The sequence below is a fragment of the Alteromonas sp. KUL42 genome (assembly GCF_006538325.1).
In the GTDB taxonomy this organism is placed as follows: domain Bacteria; phylum Pseudomonadota; class Gammaproteobacteria; order Enterobacterales; family Alteromonadaceae; genus Alteromonas.
The window spans coordinates 76,304-95,558 of sequence record NZ_BJKK01000010.1 but is presented as its reverse complement, the minus strand read 5'-3'; the positions used below and the strand labels follow the sequence as shown (position 1 = coordinate 95,558).

15 protein-coding genes and 1 pseudogene are annotated in these 19,255 nt (G+C 43.8%); 5 read left to right on the top strand and 11 right to left on the bottom strand.

The window, feature by feature from the left end; genetic code table 11:
- The first annotated feature begins 112 nt into the window (after nucleotides 1-112).
- The 4 genes from EYR97_RS14090 (at nucleotide 113) to EYR97_RS14080 (ending at nucleotide 3,049) form a co-directional block, all read left to right on the top strand.
- Nucleotides 113-1,030 carry an alpha/beta hydrolase gene (locus tag EYR97_RS14090; RefSeq protein ID WP_131094301.1) on the top strand — a complete coding sequence of 306 codons (918 nt, stop codon included), beginning with the start codon at nucleotides 113-115 and terminating at the stop codon, nucleotides 1,028-1,030.
- A gap of 49 nt (nucleotides 1,031-1,079) precedes the next feature.
- Nucleotides 1,080-1,589, top strand: coding sequence for an alpha/beta hydrolase (locus EYR97_RS22730; RefSeq protein ID WP_242635026.1), 510 nt, complete (start codon nucleotides 1,080-1,082; stop codon nucleotides 1,587-1,589).
- Between the two features lie 66 nt (nucleotides 1,590-1,655).
- The gene (locus EYR97_RS22725) at nucleotides 1,656-2,015 is read left to right on the top strand and encodes an alpha/beta hydrolase (protein ID WP_242635025.1); all 360 of its coding nucleotides are present in this window, start codon (nucleotides 1,656-1,658) and stop codon (nucleotides 2,013-2,015) included.
- Nucleotides 2,016-2,140: 125 nt separating this feature from the next.
- Entirely contained in the window at nucleotides 2,141-3,049 is a 909-nt protein-coding gene (locus tag EYR97_RS14080; protein ID WP_131094300.1) for an AraC family transcriptional regulator, read from the top strand.
- 85 nt (nucleotides 3,050-3,134) lie between these two features.
- On the opposite strand, the gene EYR97_RS21910 is transcribed toward EYR97_RS14080, so the two are convergent.
- The 11 genes and pseudogenes from EYR97_RS21910 to EYR97_RS14025 all read right to left on the bottom strand — a co-directional run bounded on the left by EYR97_RS21910 (nucleotide 3,135) and on the right by EYR97_RS14025 (nucleotide 17,644).
- Nucleotides 3,135-4,025, bottom strand: coding sequence for a hypothetical protein (locus EYR97_RS21910; protein ID WP_165478046.1), 891 nt, complete (start codon nucleotides 4,023-4,025; stop codon nucleotides 3,135-3,137).
- Nucleotides 4,026-4,158: 133 nt separating this feature from the next.
- Nucleotides 4,159-4,839: a Fe2+-dependent dioxygenase gene (locus tag EYR97_RS14070; protein WP_131094299.1), complete on the bottom strand. Its 681-nt coding sequence runs from the start codon at nucleotides 4,837-4,839 to the stop codon at nucleotides 4,159-4,161.
- Between the two features lie 20 nt (nucleotides 4,840-4,859).
- Complete coding sequence (locus tag EYR97_RS14065) at nucleotides 4,860-7,136, bottom strand: TonB-dependent siderophore receptor (RefSeq protein ID WP_131094298.1); 2,277 nt, start codon at nucleotides 7,134-7,136, stop codon at nucleotides 4,860-4,862.
- Between the two features lie 225 nt (nucleotides 7,137-7,361).
- Nucleotides 7,362-8,078 carry a hypothetical protein gene (locus tag EYR97_RS14060; protein ID WP_131094297.1) on the bottom strand — a complete coding sequence of 239 codons (717 nt, stop codon included), beginning with the start codon at nucleotides 8,076-8,078 and terminating at the stop codon, nucleotides 7,362-7,364.
- A 200-nt stretch (nucleotides 8,079-8,278) separates the two neighbouring features.
- Nucleotides 8,279-9,961 carry an alpha-glucosidase gene (locus EYR97_RS14055; RefSeq protein WP_131094296.1) on the bottom strand — a complete coding sequence of 561 codons (1,683 nt, stop codon included), beginning with the start codon at nucleotides 9,959-9,961 and terminating at the stop codon, nucleotides 8,279-8,281.
- Entirely contained in the window at nucleotides 9,952-11,289 is a 1,338-nt protein-coding gene (locus EYR97_RS14050) for an MFS transporter (RefSeq protein ID WP_131094295.1), read from the bottom strand. The genes EYR97_RS14055 and EYR97_RS14050 overlap by 10 nt, the downstream gene beginning before the upstream one ends.
- A gap of 285 nt (nucleotides 11,290-11,574) precedes the next feature.
- Complete coding sequence (locus EYR97_RS14045; RefSeq protein WP_131094294.1) at nucleotides 11,575-12,783, bottom strand: Xaa-Pro peptidase family protein; 1,209 nt, start codon at nucleotides 12,781-12,783, stop codon at nucleotides 11,575-11,577.
- Nucleotides 12,784-12,888: 105 nt separating this feature from the next.
- The gene (locus tag EYR97_RS14040) at nucleotides 12,889-14,007 is read right to left on the bottom strand and encodes an adenosylhomocysteinase (RefSeq protein ID WP_131094293.1); all 1,119 of its coding nucleotides are present in this window, start codon (nucleotides 14,005-14,007) and stop codon (nucleotides 12,889-12,891) included.
- A gap of 135 nt (nucleotides 14,008-14,142) precedes the next feature.
- The gene (pedF, locus tag EYR97_RS14035; protein WP_131094292.1) at nucleotides 14,143-14,640 is read right to left on the bottom strand and encodes a cytochrome c-550 PedF; all 498 of its coding nucleotides are present in this window, start codon (nucleotides 14,638-14,640) and stop codon (nucleotides 14,143-14,145) included.
- 179 nt (nucleotides 14,641-14,819) lie between these two features.
- Nucleotides 14,820-16,597 (bottom strand): annotated as a pseudogene (locus tag EYR97_RS14030) (PQQ-dependent methanol/ethanol family dehydrogenase).
- Between the two features lie 174 nt (nucleotides 16,598-16,771).
- The gene (locus EYR97_RS14025) at nucleotides 16,772-17,644 is read right to left on the bottom strand and encodes an ABC transporter substrate-binding protein (RefSeq protein ID WP_131094383.1); all 873 of its coding nucleotides are present in this window, start codon (nucleotides 17,642-17,644) and stop codon (nucleotides 16,772-16,774) included.
- 296 nt (nucleotides 17,645-17,940) lie between these two features.
- Here EYR97_RS14025 and EYR97_RS14020 point away from each other — a divergent pair, with 296 nt between their 5' ends.
- Entirely contained in the window at nucleotides 17,941-19,245 is a 1,305-nt protein-coding gene (locus EYR97_RS14020) for a hypothetical protein (RefSeq protein ID WP_131094291.1), read from the top strand.
- The last annotated feature ends 10 nt before the right edge of the window (nucleotides 19,246-19,255 follow it).

Genomic DNA, 19,255 nt, shown 5'->3' with positions numbered 1-19,255 from the left:
AAACATTTCAACCGCTCACTTTCTATACTTATTCCCGTAGCGAATGCTGATGTAGCAATAAGGCAAATCAGCATCAACAGATGATTTAGGTTTAAGCTTAGGAGCGTTCAACATGAATAAAGTCAACTTCCCAAATACAAATGGTCTAGAAATCACTATGGCTGGACTGGTATTTCTTCCCAAAGACTTTGACGAGTCAAGCACCTACCCAGCGGTTGTTGTTTCTCACCCAGGCGGTGGAGTGAAAGAGCAAACAGCTGGTACATACGCTGAGAAACTGGCTGAAAATGGCATTGTTGCTCTGGCTTACGACGCATCTTACCAAGGAGAAAGCACAGGCACACCGCGTCAATTGGAAAACCCTCACGTACGTACTGAAGATGTCAGTGCTGCTATTGATTATTTGACTACTCTTCCTTATGTAGACAACGACCGAATTGGCGCGATGGGCATCTGTGCTGGCGCTGGTTATACCGCCAATGCTGCTATTAACGACAGACGAATCAAAGCCGTCGGTACGGTCAGTATGGTGAACATCGGTCAAATGTTTAGAAATGGTTGGGACAACAACGTAAAAGACAGTGATGCACTGCCTTATTTGCAAGCAGGTTCTGATTCAAGAACGTCAGACGCCAGTGGAAATGATACTGCGACCATGCCAATGGCGCCATTGAAAGAGGAAGATGCGCCCAATGAGGAGCTTCGCCAAGCGTGGGAATACTATCACACTGACCGAGCGGCATACTGTACTGCACCAGGTTTTGGTACTGCCAGAAGCTTAACGCAACTCATTAGCTACGATGCTTTCTTTAAAGCAGAAGCATTTCTTACCCAGCCACTTTTAACCGTAGTTGGTAGCAATGCTGGTAGCAAGTGGATGAGTGATGATTTGATGGAACGCGCTGCATCAACAGATAAAACCATGCATGTTATCGACGGTGCCAACCACATGGATTTATACGACGGCGAAAATGAAATTAAAAGTGCGATCAGTGTATTAGCCCCTTTCTTCAAGCGAACTTTAGCTTAATTTCCAACGTAGCAGAGGCCCCTATTGCCTCTGCTAAAAGGAGAATATTATGAACATTCAAAACGTTACTTTTCAGAATCACAATATGAACTGGCCAATAGCTGCATTAGTGCTGTACCCAGACAATTTTGACCAGAATTCAACCTATCCAACAGTCATCAGTGTACACCCGTTTGGCAGTTGTAAAGAGCAAACCTCAAGTGCCATTTATGGTAAGGCACTAGCGCAAGCGGGCTATGTTGTTATTGCTTTCGATGCAAGTTTTCAGGGTGAGTCTGGTGGTTTGCCCAGATTTATTGAAGATCCGTCACAACGCGTAGAAGATATCAGTCGAGCTATTGATTATGCCGTATCGCTACCTTATGTGGATTCAGATCGAATAGCAGGGATCGGCGTTTGTGGTGGTGGGGCATATATTATTAATGCTGCATTAACCGAAAAACGACTGAAAGCAGTAGTTGGCATTACGCCAGTGAACCTTGGGCGCTTATTTCGTGAAGGTTTCAGTGAGTTTAACCCACTTGGTGCGTTAATTACGATGGCAGAACAGCGTACATAAGAAGTAAGAGGCGAGGCACTACAGGTTAATGAACTTCTGCCGCCCTCTCCCGCTGTGGCAACTGAAATGGGACTGACAGAGCGAGATGTGTTTGAAGCAACGGATTATTACAAAACGCCGCGTGGACAAAGTGAAGGTGGTGCCACAAGAATGGTGTTTTCTAATGCCCAGCGCATACTAAGTTGGGATGCATTTGCTTATACCGAAACGCTACTAACACAACCAGTTATGACCGTAATAGGCAAAAATGTTGGCGCATTCGGTGCTTATCGAGATGGTCAGGAAGTCTATGGTAAAGCGACGACAAGTAAAGACCGTCGACTCGTAGAACTCGACGACATTTCACATTACGATTTGTACGATAAGGATGAGCCAGTTTCAAAAGCAATGGCACAGATTCTGCCATTTCTGGAAAAACACGTATAAAAAACGCGCCTCACTACCTGCAATCGTAGCGAAAGTACGCCGCTCATTGATTTGAGCGGTATATCAATAGGTATTGCAAAAGGACATGCTCGACACCTACAATCAATATTACCAAGGAATATCCAATGAATCCTGAGCAAAAGACGTTGATTAATGAAGAGCTACTTCAATTGGTAAAGGAATTTACTCGCAAAGAAGGGGATTTTGAATCAGGCATTCAGGGTTTGACAGTTCATGTTTGTAATGCCCCCACAGAGCCCTTACATTGTATCTACACTTTAAGTTTGGCCGTTGTCCTTCAAGGTGGCAAAGAGCTTTTACAGGACAATGAGGTGACTTACTGCAATGCTGGTCAAGCAATGCTCACTACGTTTGACCTACCCGTCGTATCTCATGTGTCTACTGCATCTCGACATGCGCCTTTTATTGCCCTGATCCTAAAATTGGACTACTCGCTTATTATGCAAACATGTGCGGAATTGAAACTTTCAAAACCGCCAAAAGACATGAAATTTCAAGCGTTATCCTCGTATGAAGTCGATGAAGGTCTTTTAGATTCATTAAAGCGACTGCTAGCGCTAGAGAAACAACCGTCACTAAAAAAAGGGTTGCTGCCTTTAGTTGAAAAAGAAATTGTCGTAAGGTTACTTGATAGCCCCCATGGTATGCACCTTCGTCACATGGCTGCATTAGGTTCACCCAATGGGAATGTATTAAAAGCGGCCACTTGGCTAAAACAGAATTTTTCCCAAGCTATTGGTATGAACGAACTGGCTGAACAAGCACACATGAGTGCTTCTACATTCAGGCAGCATTTTAAGGCGTTAACCGGCACCAGTCCATTGCAGTATTTAAAAACCTTACGACTACAGGAAGCAAGAGATCAAATGCTGGTTAACGGTGTTGATGCGACGCTGGCGAGTAATTTAGTTGGTTATGAGAGTTCATCGCAGTTCAGTCGGGAATATAGCCGTTTATTTGGCCTTCCGCCCCAAAAGGATATTCAACGTTTGCGACAAACACATAAAATGTAATAAGGCAACAAGCTGGCAAAGTGGTCTCATTGCTTCTTTATATTTCTCAATAACTCGCTTGTTGCTAACTGGTAGTGGCACAAGATTAATTTATTCCAGAAGTTAAAATATCATTGATAGCAATTTCAATAGCTCCGCGCAAATTTGGTATGTCTTGAGCAGGCAAATAGTTGGTGTGCGCCTCTATGAATTCAGGTCGTGTGTAAAGCAGCTTAATAGCCGAGTTAATTCGTTCTATGTGGCTTGCTCCCTGTTGCGTACTTGGACAAATGACGTGCCCTGATACAACACTTGGATTACCAGCAATAGCATAACTGCGCACTGCAACGGGCATGTCTTCACCAAAATTTCGATAAACGGTTGCAGGAAAAAGTAAAGCAAAATCGGACTTCCCATTAGCGAACATATTCATGAACCTTGAATAGTAAGCATCGTTCGCTACCCGAAGAATTTGGTTCTTATCTACTTGCCCTATATCCGCATCAACTTTTTCACCAAAGGAATAGAACTCGGGCAGCACAATAAAAGACTCTGGATAGGAAGCCAAAACGTCGTGTATGCTTTGAACTTCACCATCCGCGTTCAAAAAATACTCATTAATAGGCGGAAGCGAAGCTATTTGATAAAAGCGTTGTGTTTGGAAAAAGTTCAGAGGCAATGAGTAAAGAAAGCTTCTTTCTCGCTCCGGCGATTTAATTCTATTTAGCACACACACGTTTTCCCCGTTCTCCATATTAAGAAATGAACGAACCAGAGGGACATGAAGAACAGGTGAAGTGTAGCCAAGTTCGTCAAAAAGCATTTGCACGGTATCTACCGCGGTTGAGTAAGGAACATCTTGCAGATTAACGCGCTCTGTAAGAAACAAATTATCAGCGTGAAAAACAAGGTCATCACCCTGCTCCTGGCGACTGATATCATTTGCATATGCGAGTCTAATCAACAATATTAATAGAACCATTACGGCTCGGACCATTTACTGTCCCTCGTAAACGTTAACGCTGTATCTTACTTCGCAACTATAGCATTAATTTCCTTAGTGATGAGCAAATAAAAATAGTTTGTAAATTTGAACTACAAAAGATATCCACATTATGCCATTTGTATTGTTACAACTGGGCGTGCTTGCGAATGAGGTTGTGATAAACGTGATGCAAACTATCTAATTGCTCTCTAGACACGGTATTGTTGTTGATGAGTTGCTGAATATTCTGATCTAATTCGTAAAGAATTTCACGCATGTGCGTATCGGCCACAAGACTTTGCATCCAAGTTATCGCGGCTACTCTTACACCGGATGTAACGGGAGTAACTTTGTGCAAACTGCTCGAAGGATAGGTAACAGCATCTCCCGCTTTGGGCTTTACCCGTTGTTCGCCAAATTCTGTCTGAATGACCAGTTCCCCCCCTTCGTACTCGTTTGGCTCAGATAAAAACAATGTCATCGACATGTCTGAGCGCAAAACTTCCGAGGAATTAGGGATCCTCATGATTGCGCCGTCAACATGTAAACCATAGGTTTCACCATTGGTATAACGATTGAAGCAAGGAGGGAATATTTTTTGCGGTAAAACGGCAGACACCAACTTGGGTGTCTCACCATATTTTGCCAGCAGTGCATTGGCTAGCTGTTTCACCGTATCGTTGTTAGCATCTGCTTGGGCATTGTCTTTCACAGCGGCCGACATGCCCATAGCAGTACCCTTACCATCTAACCATGGTACTTGATCGAGATGTTCGCGAAAAAGAGCGACTTCTTCTTTACTGAGAAGTTGTTCGATCAAGACCATGGCGATTCCTTAGAGCTGGTTTAGAACTGGTAAGTAACGGTTGCGCGAAGTGACTGACGATCACCAATGTACATAAACTTCGGTGCACGGTAAGTCGACGTATAGTACTCTTTATCAAATAAGTTTCCTAGGTTCACACGCACAGTCAGATCATCAGTCATATTGTACAATGCGAAAAGATTGACTAGTGAGTATGAAGGTACTTCAGGACCATTTGAACCTGTATCTGGTTGACCACCGGTCATTTTGTCTTTATAGGTAAAATCACCACCAAATGCAAAATCTTCGGTTAACTGGTAACGAGCCTGCGCATAAAAGCTCTTATTGGCAAACAACGCCAGTGGGAGACCAACACTATCTGGGTTAGACGCAGATTCAAGAATTTCTGAGTCCATCACGGCACCATTAATCTGAATGCTCAGATTTTCTGTCACCTGACCGTTTACCGCTACTTCAACACCAGTAACTTCGTTTTTACCGGTATTCAATGCCCCAGTCACGTCGTAGCCACGACCAGAACCTTCCATAACGTCATCTTTAGTCAGCTTGAATGCAGAAACCTGAACAAATAGAGACTCGTCAATAAGTGACATTTTCGAGCCAATTTCAATGTTTTGCACATTCTCTGGGTCTGCTGCTGCATTGCCATCTGAATCGGTACAAACACCACCATAACCACAGTTACCGCCTACATCTGACTCACCACCGTTGATATTTGATGCGGTACCGTATGATGCATAAAGATTGATATCGTCTACTACTTCATACACTACACCAAGGTGACCATTAACAAGCGTATCGTCAAATGCATATAACGCTTCGCCGCTGCGGCCTACTGTATTATTGCTGTAATCATAGGAATCGATACGAATACCAGCAAATACCATCAGCTCTTCAGTTAATTGCATGGTATCCATTACTGAGACCGCGCTGACTTCATAATTATAATCAGCTGTAAAGTCACCTTGATACGCGGCAGAACGGTCGATAACGGTATTCAGGCCACTTACGGCTTTACCGTTGGCATCAAGACCACAGAACGTGTTGCTTACACCACCGCGACCAGAAGCCCAACAATTTGCTACTGAAGCAGAACCCGTATCAGCATAACGTCCATTCAATACGGAGTAATCTGCATACTCAGCGCTAAATAACAGCTTATGATCAACTGAACCAGTCGACACATTGCCAAACAGGTTTAGTTGCGTTGCAAAATGTTCAACATCCTGCCAGTTAGAGTGTGTGCCAAAAGTGAAAGTGGTATAGCCATTGGTTTGGTTAGTAGCGTCTTCTTCTGTCGCATAGCCAGTAGTCCCGCCTGCACTTGTAGCTAAATAACCATTGTCGGTTTTACCGTAACGAGTGATATTGTATATTTTCCAGTCGTCATTAATTTCGTATTCAACACGCACTGTGCCTGATAGCGCCTCTGAAGTCAGAAAATCACCTTTTTGCGCATACACGGGAATATCTTCAAATATGACGCCGTTAACAGCCGTTGAGCCCAAATCTGGTACGTCTTCTGCTTTTAGATAGTAAACATCAGCCCATACTTTGGTTTTCTGAAGATCATCATATAAACCCGACAGCAAAATACCAGTACGCTCACGTTTTGCACCATCGCGCTTAGGAGCATCTTCAGTCGACGTCATCACGTTTATACGCGTTGCGAAGTTATCAGATAATGGCGTGTTTACGTCAACCGTACCACGCAAGTAGTTATCTGTACCAAAGCCTACGTCTACACGACCAAAGTCATACCCTAGGTTGGCCTTTTTCGTAATACTGTTGATTGCGCCACCAGAAGAGCCTCGGCCTGCAAAAGTTGAGCTTGGGCCTTTTGTAATTTCAATTTGTTCAACAGAGAAACTTTCACGAGTATTCATACCTGGGTCACGCAATCCGTCGACGAAAACGTCTGAGCGGGCTTCATGACCACGAATAATATAACGATCACCGAAAGCATTACCATTTTCACCCGTACCTAAAGTGACACCAGCTTGGGTAGACAATACTTCTTTTAAGTCACTGCGTCCCATTTCTTCAATTTGGTCTTTGGTAAGAACAGTAATTGTAGCAGGTGTATCGACTAGGTCCGCCATACGGCGGGCGTCACCTGATTTTTTGACGTTATAAATAGAATTTCTAACACCGTGAATCTTGATGAGTTCAACTGCTTGTTTTTCTTTTTCAGCAGAGGATTGTTCGTCTTTGGTCTCTTGCGCATAGGCCGAAGAAACACTCAATGCCAACGCGGTAAGTAGTGCGCCAGAGCCAAGTTTATCTTTGTTAAACATAGTCGTTCCAGTGTTTTTTTAAAGTGTGTTTTCAATAAAGCGCGAAGAAATATAAATACAAATCATTATCATGTAAAGTTTTAGTTTCATTTCAAATGATGCATATTTTATGTGGATGGAGTGCTGAAATTCCGAAGTGAATAGGCGAATTAGAAAAGAATGAATAAGATGAGGAGCAGATCTCGATTTAAAACCCGCTTTCCATCGTTTTTGTTTGTTGCGACATTAGGCCAACGATTGAGCAGCTCTTCTTACAGACAACAAGAACACCATGAGACTAGTTAAGGAGAAGACCCCTGGTGCAGAGACAGTACCAACCTCCGATGCATTATAGGTTAGGCTTGTTAGGTTAAACTCAACAAAGTTTCGCTCACGCGTTCCAGCTACATTATCTAAGTCGTACCTATCAACATAAATCATCCCGTAATTTTTCACTAAGCCAGCTAAATCGCTTTCGTTTAATGAAAATGAAGAATTTAAGTCACTGCCAATGCCCCACCCTAAATCTACATAACTCATAATATCTATTAGTGCATAGGTGCTTTCGAATCTATTTGAGTCTGAATACTCATCTCGGTCTTCAATATTGAAACGAGATAATGAACTATTACTAGAGGTAAGTAATCTGTCTTTATTGGTGTACGCTGCACTGCTTGAATTACTGGCAAAAACTGCTTTTTCAGAAGATGAAACAAATTCTGTTTGACTATCAAAATCAAAAACCGTTGCACTTCCATTGCCATCAACAGGAAGGTTATCCAAATCAATGATAAATGAACCCGAGATAGTGTCACCAACGCCATAGCCAAAATTAAAACCCGTCGAAGAACCGGGATTCGCCTCAAAATAGACTTTACCGGTATAGTTAATGGTTATAACTGCAGCCGATACTAAGCTGGAAAATGAGTAAATTACACAAGAAAGAAAAAGTTTTCTAAGCATCGAGAACATCCTTTTAGTCGACTAGTTGTGTGAGCAGTGCTTGATTTAATGGTTCTGCTCAAATAACAAGCAAAAAACATTCCCTAATATTAATGTATAAATATCAATATATTAAAAACCACCTCTAAACTAATGTAAGTTTTTTCGACAGTCCTATATGTTTTTAAAACATACCTGTTAGCTGCTTCAAGACTTCACTGTCACTCCAATCTCAACACTACCGCTTGCCATGGAGCCAATTTATAGTCGTTAGCTGTTTTCTCTAAGGCCTGATAGTTGTTAATGAGTACTTCGCATTGTGCTGAAGCTTCAGGGAGTTGTACCACCTGTTCCTCACTTGAGTAATTCAAAACAACTAGAATAACGTCATCGTCTAAAGAGCGGGTGTAAGCATAAATATACTTATCATCAGGTAACAATAAATTGTATGCACCATAGACCAGTGTGAGATTGTCTTTTCTAAGCTTTGTCAGTTTGCGAAAAAAATTCAAGGGCGAATCTGGATCACCTTCCTGTGCAGCCACGTTAATGTCAGTGTAATTGCCTGTTACTTTTAACCAAGGTGTGCCTTCACTAAACCCTGCATTTGTAGTGCTATCCCATTGAAAAGGTGTTCTGGCATTATCACGCCCGCTAAGCTTGTGTGACTCAAGTAATTTTTGCGCATCGCCACCTTCAGCAACCGTCAGGTTGTACCAATTGATGGTCATCAAATCATTGTAGTCTTCAATGCTTTCAAACTTGGCGTTGGTCATGCCAATTTCATCTCCCATGTAATAGTAGGGAGTGCCGCGCATGGTTAGCAAAAAAGTACTGAGCAACTTCGACGATTGTTCACGGTGTTCGGGAGAGTCATCGCCAAACCATGTCACTTGCCGCGGAAAATCATGATTGGTATGCCACTGGGTGCCCCACCCCTTTTCGTCAAAAGCAGTTGCCCATGCACTCATGATTTTTTTGAACTTCACCAAATCCTTATGATCATCGTTGACAATTTTGCGCGCATCTAGACCTAGCTCAACATGTTCAAAGTGATAGTTCATGTTGAGCTCTTCACGATCTTCATCTACAAGGTCGTGAATATTTTCGAGGTTTGTACCCGGCCCTTCGGCCACAGTCATGATGTCGTAATGCTGGAGTACTTCGCGGTTCATTTCGTGTAAATACTGATGCAAACGCGGTCCACTGGCATACACATCAATCATCTTGTCGCCATGTACACCTTCAAATTCAGGGTAGCCGTCGTGTTTCGAAATGAAGGTGATAACATCCATTCTAAACCCGTCAATGCCCTTCTTAAACCAATAGTGCATCATGTCAAAAATCTCTTGGCGCACTTTAGGGTTTTCCCAGTTTAAATCTGGCTGGGTTTTGTCGAAGTAATGTAAGTAGTAGGCATTAGTTTGTTCATCAAACGCCCATGCACTGCCTTGTTCATCGAAATAAGACCAACGCTCAGGCGGCGTTCCTTTTTCTGCTGGCCACCAGTGGTAATAGTCGCGATAAGGGTTATCACGCGATGACCGCGAAGCTTTAAACCATTCGTGCTCACTGCTGGAATGGTTCACCACTAAATCCATCACCACTTTAATGCCTCTGGCGTGAAACCCTGCAAGCATTTCTTCAAAGTCGCTCATGGTTCCGAAGTCATCCATGATGTCGCGATAATCCGATATGTCGTAACCATTGTCATAGTTCGGCGACTTATATATTGGGTTTAGCCAAACAATATCGACACCAAGTGATGCGATGTAATCCAGCCGTTGAATAATACCGCGTAAGTCGCCTATGCCATCGCCATTTGAGTCTTGAAAACTGCGTGGGTAAATCTGATACACCACGCCTTCTTTCCACCACTGGCGACTCATATCTTTTAGCTGCATTGTTGTTTCTCCTGATTAGCCAAGTGATCAGGTTTTGAATTGATACGCAGTGCCAAACCAGCGCCGACGACGAACAATATACCTGAAAGCGCAAGGGCATTTCTGGGGTCTCCCGCCAGTAGCGAGTCGTAAATATAACCAATTGACAGCATCTCAAGAATTTGAGGAAGGCAGATCATGCCGTTAAGCAGTCCCATGTATACGCCTACACGAGCAGCAGGTGTTACATCGGCTGCAATAATAAATGGCACTGTCATTACCGCTGACCAGCCAATACCGATAAGTGCCATACAAGCAAACGTCATTGTAAGATCGGTAGTAAGTTGCATGGATAGGAAGCCAATTCCACCAATGAGTAAAAATAACGAGTAGGTTTTTGCATCACCCAACTTTTTCACAAAAGCGACGATGATAAATGACATAATGAGCATGGTAATATTCATTACCGTAAATGCCATCCCAACTTGCGCCGTTCCTTCTACAAAGCCTGGACTTTCAGGTGTTGGAGCATTGTAAACATGACGAGCGATAGACAATGCTAAATACTGCCACATAAGCGGTAAGCCAAACCATGTTACCAGCTTAACCCACCAAATCGCTCTGAGTGATTTAGGCATTTCTTTCAGCGCATTCCAAAGCTCGGTAAATACATGGGCCACACTTTTGTGCTCTCTATTGGCATGAAAGGCGGCCATGTCCTCTGGTGGATATTCCTGCGTATTGAAAAACGACCATGCAGAAGAAATAAGAATTACCACCACACCGACAACGAAAGAATACTTCACAATTTCTGGGATCTCTTTACCATCGGTTTCAATTGATACACCAAAGGCAATCATGATTAGCGGCATTAGCCCTGCTAACATCTGCCCTGCTGCGACCATGAATGATTGAAGCGCATAAGCGAAGGGACGCTGTTGGTGGTTGACCTTATCTCCAACCAAGGCGCGATAAGGTTCCATCGCGGTATTCATGGCGGCATCCAAGATCCAAAACAACCCAACAACCATCCAAAGTTCAGGCACATAAGGCATAAACATAACGGCGATAGAGCCAACAAGTGCCCCCATCATGAAAAAGGGCTTACGCCGACCAAAACGCGTCCACGTTCCGTCACTTAATACGCCAATAAGCGGCTGTATGAGCAGCCCAGTAACCGGCCCGGCCAACCATAAAATAGGCAATTCATGCTCTGCCGCGCCATGATAACGAAATATGGGGCTAAGGTTAGCTTGTTGTAACCCGAACCCATATTGAATACCGAAAAAGCCAAAACACATGTTCCAAACTTGCCAAAAGCTTAAGCTTGGTTTTTGCGAATCTTTCATATTGAAAACTCTTGTTGTTTAAACACACATAGGGCCTTGCTTGTCTTTTTCGTACCCTTGATCATTTGGCCCGTTTGTTTATCTACGTTTTAAGTTGATGTGAAACGAATAGAACAAATACACGAAAGACACAATTAAATGCACAATTTAATAACATAATCACAACAAAACTTAATCGATTAAGCTAATTCTGTCAATTAATCTTTAAGCTAAACAGGAAAAAAGGAACAAAGAGGTAAGGAGGAGTATAAATACGTATGTAACAACGAGAAAAAAAGCCCTTGGTTAAAAGGGCTCGTCAATAGATTTACTGGGTTGTGTGAACCACTTGGGGCCTGATTCCGTCACATAAAAATGATCTTCTAAACGTATACCAAATTCATTTGGTACCACAATCATAGGTTCATTGCTAAAACACATGCCGGGCGCTAAAGGATGTGGATTATCCTTAACTAAGTAAGGCCATTCGTGTATATCCATTCCTATACCGTGCCCTGTGCGATGTGGTAAGCCCGGTAAGTTATAGTCTGGTCCTAAGCCGTCAGCCATTAAGCTTTCTCTGGCTGCTTTGTCTACATCACCACAAGGCACGCCAACGCGAACTGCATTAAACGCAGCAAGCTGTGCGCGCTTTTCACTTTGCCACATATCAGCTTGTTGCTTCGTTGGCTCACCGTAGCAATAGGTACGCGTTATATCCGACAAGTAACCGTGTACCTTACATCCCGTATCAATTAAAACTAAATCATTCTTCTTGAGTATTTGAGGATCTTTAACACCATGAGGAAACGACGTCGCTTTTCCGAATAGCACAATACAAAAGTAGTTACCAGTTGCCCCCACCTTCTTGTGTGCTTCGTTGATAAACGCTTCAACTTCGGTGGTGGTTATACCTTCATACAAAATGCTTGCGGCGGCTTTGTGAACGGCTAACGTCATATCCATGGCTCGCTGGATAAGCGCGAGTTCATTGCCCGACTTATGCATTCTACAATGTGCCGTAACCTCGCTGCCATTGATAATGACAACATTTTCTGACAGCGCTTTATTAAAACCATCCACAATAAAAAAGGCTGTCGATTCATCAACCGCTACTTTACTGCCACCGGCCTTGTCGATAGATGCGAGTAAGCTCGAAAATAAAGTGTATGGGCTTTCATGTTCTTGCCACCCGACAATTTCGCCACTTATTAATTTGCGTTCGTTTAACGAGTCAATTTCAAACGTTGGGGCAATATAAATCACCTCGCCTTTGGCCGGCAAAATAGCGCCCACCAAACGCTCGCTGGCGTACCACTGCATGCCAGTGAAGTAACTCAAATTAGTGCCCGCATTAAGATAAAGCGCCCCAATATCATTCGCTTGCATGTAAGTTTGCGCTTTGGCAATACGGGCTAGATACTCCTCTTTTTGAATAGGTTTGAGATCGCTGGTCATTATCGACAACTCAGCCAGTGCCTCTTCGCGGGTTTTCCCACCAATTCCTATTGTCATTGATAAACCTCTTATTTGCGTGTGTTAACCTTTGCAGTACGTTTTCGCAACAAAAACGTACCGCTTAAGATCATCACGCTTTAGTTAGAACTTAAATTTTGGATTTTATAATGCACTTTTCCATGCATCTTCTGGTAGCAAGTAAAGCCCTTTCTCACAATGGGCGCCTTGCTTCACGATATGCCCTATGCCCTCGGCCATAACCGCTAGCGTCACATCAAATGCATTCAAACTGTCGCCATAGCCTGCGGTTAAATTAAACATGGAACCATCTGCCAGTAAGAAGAGGGTTTTGCCGTTTAGTGAGTAAGCATTAACGTAAGGCATCGGTAGGCTGTGAGATGCATTTTCTTTTAAATAGGGCACATCTATTTCTTGCGCCACGTGCCCCACATTAAGAATGAAGGTACCGTCTTGCATTGCATCTAGATGAGCTGCACTAACGACACCATAAGCGCCCGTTGCAGTAGCGATAACATCGGCAGTTTTTACTGCATTATGCAATGATACCACTGGCCAACCATCATACTTTGCCTGTAGTGCGCGAGCTGGGTCGAGTTCAGCCACACTTACTTGTGCGCCGAATGCTTTCGCGCTTGCTGCAACACCTTGCCCAACCAGCCCATAACCAATTACGACAACGTGTTTTTCATGTAACGTAAGGTGCGTGGTTTGAAAGAAGGTCTGCCATGCACTTAAACCAACCATGTGGCGGTTGTGAAGGCCTTCTTTCACAGGCAAATCATCCCAGTTAAAAATAGGATAATGCGGTGTCATACCATTTAAGCGATTAATACCAGAACCTGTCGCTTCAAGGCCTGCAGTAATAGTAGGTACCGCTTTACCTTTTTGAACATTCTCGTGCAAGCGTGTGGTGAGATCAGCGCCCATTTCACAAAGATGGGTCGGCTGCCACGCTAGCGCTTCATCAAAGGACACCGACCAATCATCATTGGTCATATCTCGCCACGCATGAGCTACCGCACCTTTTTTAACAAGATGAGCCACTACATCATCTTGCACGGTAGTCGGGTTACAGGTAGTAAGGAAAACTTCACAGCCACGAGACAACAAACCTTCAACCAAGGGCGCCATTTTAAGGTCTAAATGCATATTACAGGCAAGCCTTACACCCGTTAAATTAGGTAGGGCAGCAATAGATTTTTGCGTGCGCGGCATATGAAGGCGAGCCCATGCTAATTCCGCCTGAAAGTCTTGATACATGGTGGATTACTCAAAGATAAACGTTGGAAGGCATGATACGTGAGAAGCGGCTTTTACTAAAGAGACTCTTTTACCGCAAAGAAAAAAGCCGGATGACGAAGTCAATCCGGCTATCAGGCAAAACCGTACTAAACACTACTCTGCTTCAATTTCACCTTCTTCAATTGCCACTACTCGACGGGCTTCAACATAGGTTTTGATCGCCCATAGTGTTTCTTGATCTAAAATAGGGTCTGATTGCCCTTCAGGAATGCCACCTAGCGCAGGCATCCCCTTGGCAGAGCCAAAGCGCAAACGTTCGACAAACCATTCGTCGTCTTCAAAACTCTCAGGATCTAATTCTCGAAGGTCAGGGTTGATACCGCCAGACTGGGCGTGCAGTCCATGACAACCTGCACAGTTATTTGCGTAAGCTGACTCACCAAACTTAACTATTTTGGTTTTGGTTTCGGAATCTAATTCACGGTAAGGGTTTTGAAACACCCACCCATCTTCCGACTCATCGCCATCAGTAATCTTCGGCATTGCAGAGCTGTCAGCCCCCTGTGGGATCACATTTCCATGCGCCGAAACCTGACTAGCGACACCGGTTAACATCAAAGCGGCTATCAATAGTGATAATTTTGTTTTCATAATTCATACATCCCAAGAAGACTTTGATTTAAGTATACGTGTGGTAAAAATTGAGGTAACTCTACTTTGGTTTTGAAAGCCTCCTTCTTTGGGAGGATAAAAATACATGTGATAATGCCAATAAAAAAGGCCAATGACTTTCGTCATTGACCTTTCATTTGTTTTGAAAAAACTACGCCTTAGTTTTTCGCAACTTGCTGATAACGCTTAGGTAGTTTAAAGGTCCAAACCGTTCCGCCTTGGTTGAAGTGCTTAACGCGCTTGGCGACTTCCCCCCCCATAACGGTACTGCACCACCCCAACCTGACAAGACTGAGATATACTGTTCACCATCCATTTCCCACGTTACTGGTGACCCTACGATGCCTGAACCTGTTTGGAATTTATAAACCACTTCGCCAGTTTTATCATCAAAGGCCATCAAGTAACCTTCTGGGTTGCCGGTCCACACCAGGCCACCACCTGTTGTTAACACACCACCCCATAACGGTGAGTAGTTGTTGTAGCGCCATACCGTTTCACCCGTTTTAGGGTCAATAGCTTTAAGTACACCAATGTAGTCTTCATTCACTGACTTAATGGTAAAGCCTGCACCTAAATAAGCCGCACCTTTCTTATATGATGTTGGCTCATTCCAAATATCCATTTCCCACTCATTTGAAGGTACATAGAAAAGCTCGGTATCTTGTGAATAGGCCATTGGCATCCAGTTTTTACCACCAAGGAATGCAGGACGTGCTACTACTTGCGAGCCTTGCTTACCATCAACCGGGCTACCTGGACGGTTGTCTTCGATGTAAATAGGACGGCCTTTCTTATCAAGACCCGATGCCCAACTTAATTTATCAACAAATGGGAAACCGCGAATGAAGTCACCGTTTTCTCTATTAAGTACATAGAAGAAGCCGTTACGGTCAGCAGTGGCGGCTGCTTTTACTGTTTTGCCATTTTCGGTGTAGTCGAATGAAATTAATTCGTTAACACCGTCGAAATCCCAACCGTCGTGCGGCGTAGTTTGGAAGTGCCAAACAATTTTTCCAGTGTTAGGGTCGATTGCTAAACGCGATGAAGAGAAATAGTTATCGCCAGGGCGAAGGTGAGAGTTCCAAGGTGCAGGGTTACCTGTTCCAAAGAATAGCAAGCCAGTATCTACGTCATAAGTACCGCCTAGCCATGTCGCTGCACCGCCGGTTTTCCATAAATCAGCAGGCCATGTTTTACCTGGCGCGCCACCTGAAATACCGTTTTCAACTTTTTTGCCGTCTTTCCATATATAACCCATGTGGCCTTCAACCGTAGGGCGAACCCACAATTGCTTACCCGATTTGGCATCATAAGCATATACCTTGCCCACGATACCAAATTCACCACCCGAAATACCGGTGATCACTTTGCCATCAACAACAATAGGTGCTGCGGTAATTGCATAACCTGCGCGGTAATCTTCTACCTTTTTCTTCCAGACCGTTTTACCCGTGTCTTTATCAAGTGCAACCAACTTCGCGTCGAGTGTACCGAACAATACAAGGTTGTCGTACAATGCTACACCACGGTTAATGACGTCACAGCAAGGCATAATACCGTCAGGTAAACGCGCTTCGTATTGCCACAGCTCTTCACCTGTTCTTGCATCAATTGCCCATACACGCGAATAGGAACCTGTTACGTACATCACGCCATCTTTAATCAGTGGCTGAGATTCTTGACCGCGTTGTTTTTCACCACCTAAAGAAAATGCCCACACTGGACGTACTTCTTCAACGGTGTCTTTGTTAATGGCACTTAAAGGGCTATAGCGCTGCGCTTTAAGGCCCATACCATACGTGACAACATCGTCAGTTGTGGCTTGGTCATTTTGAATATCTTTGTCGGTTACAACAGCATGAACGGGCGTAAATGTACTTGCACAAACCAGCATCGATAAGGCAATTTTTTTAATTGGCATTTTATTATTCATAACGGTTCCTAGTTGCATGTAGGTCATGAAATTGTCTGTTATTCAGACTATTCGTTATGGTTAGCATAGCTAGGGGTGTTGTATATGCCTATGCAACAGCGGAGTGAAATGCGTCCTCCTTTAGGAGGAGGAAACCACGGGAAGATTCCCCTTTTTTATTGCTAAGGCTATCCTTTACTGATAATAGGGAGGCATCTCGTAGACAGTAGAATACTTATCAAAGATCGCCTGCATCTTACCATCAATCACCAACGCGGTAATAACATCGCCCACTTCATAAGACAGTGCGCGATAGTCGTTGTGAACCGCCAAACCAATATCCCATTTCTGCTTTCCAATAAGTGGAAAGGCATTTGCAGCCAATTTAAATTGACTACTATCGACAAACTGACTGAGGTACGAAATTTGTGAACGAAGGCCCATAACAGCCTCAATTTCACCTATCTTCATTGCATCAAAGGCAAGTGCATTAGTGGCGTAGTGAGAGGTTTTCTCCCGTAAGCGCCCACCAAAAGCAGAAGTAAGATAAAAATGAGGAATGCTGTCAATTTCCGCACCTATGGTGTGATATTGAAACATGCCCATGGTTTCCACTTCGGGCAAGGTTTTTGTGTTGTGAATAATTTGCCAACTCTCGCGGTGATAGGGAGCGAACATGTGAACAAGCTCGTTCACCAAAAGCCCAACATCATCGCGTTTTTGTGAAAATGAGCGGTCGTTGGGCGCACGCATCATCACATCAGCTTTGATGCGGTGGATGATGTGGCCCTTCCAAAGATAATTTCTAAAGTCGTCTTCTGTGGTCTCACCCGGCGTCATCCATACCAGCTCTAACGTCACCTCCAACGCACGGGCAATTTCATTGGCAATATCAATATCAATACCCTTGGCTTCATTTTCTTCTAAAAAAGAGAACGGCGGATAGTCGTTGTATACCGCTATGCGAATAGTGCCGCTCTCCACAATGTCATCAAGCGAGCGGGCATTGCTTTTACTGTTAGTTAACATTGCACAGCACAACAGCAATAGCGCCAGTGAAGAAAACATAAAACGAGAGCGAGTACGAAAACGTTGCATGGGCAATACACCTCAACCAATTATATTCCACGTATATTAAGGGCTTAGTGAGACTTTACTAATGCTACTTTAGCGCCATAGCTTTCCTCCTTTAGGAGGATTTTATTCGGGAAAAATGCCATATACCCTTAGCACATAACCAAAAGGCGGATGACAGGTAAATAGCACGCTGCTAACAGCTGAATAGCAGGCGGCTAGTAGGCGAAAGCACGGCATTCAAGCAGCGCATTAAACACGCACTAACACGGTATTAAGAAAGAGGCATTATGACAGTCCATTGCTCTAGCACCCTTTTACGTGCAATAAATTTTGTATGCTTAAAAAGCGCTGTGGCCAGTTTAGGCGGTGTTAAACACGGCCTAATGAAAACCCTTCTGCTATCCACTTGCACGCTCCTAGCACTTAGCACGTATACCTATGCCCAAGAAATACGCAGCGACATAGACACTATTTCAATACTGCATATACAACTACTTCAACCAAGTACGCCTGGCACACCTAGCTATTTGAAAAGACCTGTCAATAACGGTGTGGCCGGTGCAGCTATTGCCATTGAAGATGCCAACATAACTGGTAAGTTTTTAAGCTATCAATTGTCAATGCAAAGCCTAAGCGCGCCTACAATTACAGAAATCAAAACACAATTGAATGAGCCAAACTATCACAACGCAAACGCTATCTTGCTCGATGCGCCTAGTAGCGATTTTCAGGCTGCGATATCTGTACTTCAACAACGCCTGCCTGAAGCGGTTATTTTCAATATAGCGAATAGTGACGATGCGCTGCGCACGTTATCGTGTGGCATTCCTCTTGTTCACAGTATTCCAAGCTATCAAATGAAAGCCGATGCGTTAGCACAGTGGTTTCGAGTAAAGCGTATCAAGGAGATTCTTGCGCTACACGGAAAACACCACAATGACATGGCTTTCCTTTCAGCGTTTAAACAAAGTGCCAAGAAGTTCAAACTTGAGCTTGTGGATGTAAAACAGTGGAGTGACAGTTTTGACCTTAGACGCGCGGCGTTTTCGGAAATACCTCAGTTTACGCGCACGAAAACGCGCTACGATGCCGTCTTTACTGCAGATTTCGATGCACAGTTTGCTTATGCGCTCCCTTTTAACACCTACTATCAAGTACCGGTTGTCGGCGATGCCGGCTTAAAATCATTAGGATGGCATGCCACACACGAACAATGGGGCGCACGGCAACTACAAAACCGCTTTACTGAAACTTTTAACCGCCCAATGAATGAAGTGGATTTTGCCGCCTATTTAAGTGTTATAAGTGCTGCCACGGCAATTCAACAAATGACTTCCGATGCGCGAACAAGTGATACCAAAGTAGGCCAATCACTTGCCCTTACGTTGCTAAATGATGGTTTTACCGTAGCCGCTTATCGAGGGCGCCCACTTTCTATTCGCCCAAGTACAAAGCAAATAAGACAGCCCATTACACTTGCGCACGAAGATGCTCTTGTCACACACGCACCGTTAGAGGGCTTTTTACATCAAAATGATGAACTCGACACCCTAGGCAACATCAACACCACGTGTGCTAAGCACAACAATTAAAGGAAGTATT

Excerpts from the sequence above, each read along its gene's own strand:
- EYR97_RS14090 (WP_131094301.1), top strand. The coding sequence starts at position 113 with ATGAATAAAGTCAACTTCCCAAATACAAATGGTCTAGAAATCACTATG.
- EYR97_RS22730 (WP_242635026.1), top strand. The coding sequence starts at position 1,080 with ATGAACATTCAAAACGTTACTTTTCAGAATCACAATATGAACTGGCCA.
- EYR97_RS22725 (WP_242635025.1), top strand. The coding sequence starts at position 1,656 with ATGGGACTGACAGAGCGAGATGTGTTTGAAGCAACGGATTATTACAAA.
- EYR97_RS14080 (WP_131094300.1), top strand. The coding sequence starts at position 2,141 with ATGAATCCTGAGCAAAAGACGTTGATTAATGAAGAGCTACTTCAATTG.
- EYR97_RS21910 (WP_165478046.1), bottom strand. The coding sequence starts at position 4,025 with ATGGTCCGAGCCGTAATGGTTCTATTAATATTGTTGATTAGACTCGCA.
- EYR97_RS14070 (WP_131094299.1), bottom strand. The coding sequence starts at position 4,839 with ATGGTCTTGATCGAACAACTTCTCAGTAAAGAAGAAGTCGCTCTTTTT.
- EYR97_RS14065 (WP_131094298.1), bottom strand. The coding sequence starts at position 7,136 with ATGTTTAACAAAGATAAACTTGGCTCTGGCGCACTACTTACCGCGTTG.
- EYR97_RS14060 (WP_131094297.1), bottom strand. The coding sequence starts at position 8,078 with ATGCTTAGAAAACTTTTTCTTTCTTGTGTAATTTACTCATTTTCCAGC.
- EYR97_RS14055 (WP_131094296.1), bottom strand. The coding sequence starts at position 9,961 with ATGCAGCTAAAAGATATGAGTCGCCAGTGGTGGAAAGAAGGCGTGGTG.
- EYR97_RS14050 (WP_131094295.1), bottom strand. The coding sequence starts at position 11,289 with ATGAAAGATTCGCAAAAACCAAGCTTAAGCTTTTGGCAAGTTTGGAAC.
- EYR97_RS14045 (WP_131094294.1), bottom strand. The coding sequence starts at position 12,783 with ATGACAATAGGAATTGGTGGGAAAACCCGCGAAGAGGCACTGGCTGAG.
- EYR97_RS14040 (WP_131094293.1), bottom strand. The coding sequence starts at position 14,007 with ATGTATCAAGACTTTCAGGCGGAATTAGCATGGGCTCGCCTTCATATG.
- pedF (WP_131094292.1), bottom strand. The coding sequence starts at position 14,640 with ATGAAAACAAAATTATCACTATTGATAGCCGCTTTGATGTTAACCGGT.
- EYR97_RS14025 (WP_131094383.1), bottom strand. The coding sequence starts at position 17,644 with ATGTTTTCTTCACTGGCGCTATTGCTGTTGTGCTGTGCAATGTTAACT.
- EYR97_RS14020 (WP_131094291.1), top strand. The coding sequence starts at position 17,941 with ATGACAGTCCATTGCTCTAGCACCCTTTTACGTGCAATAAATTTTGTA.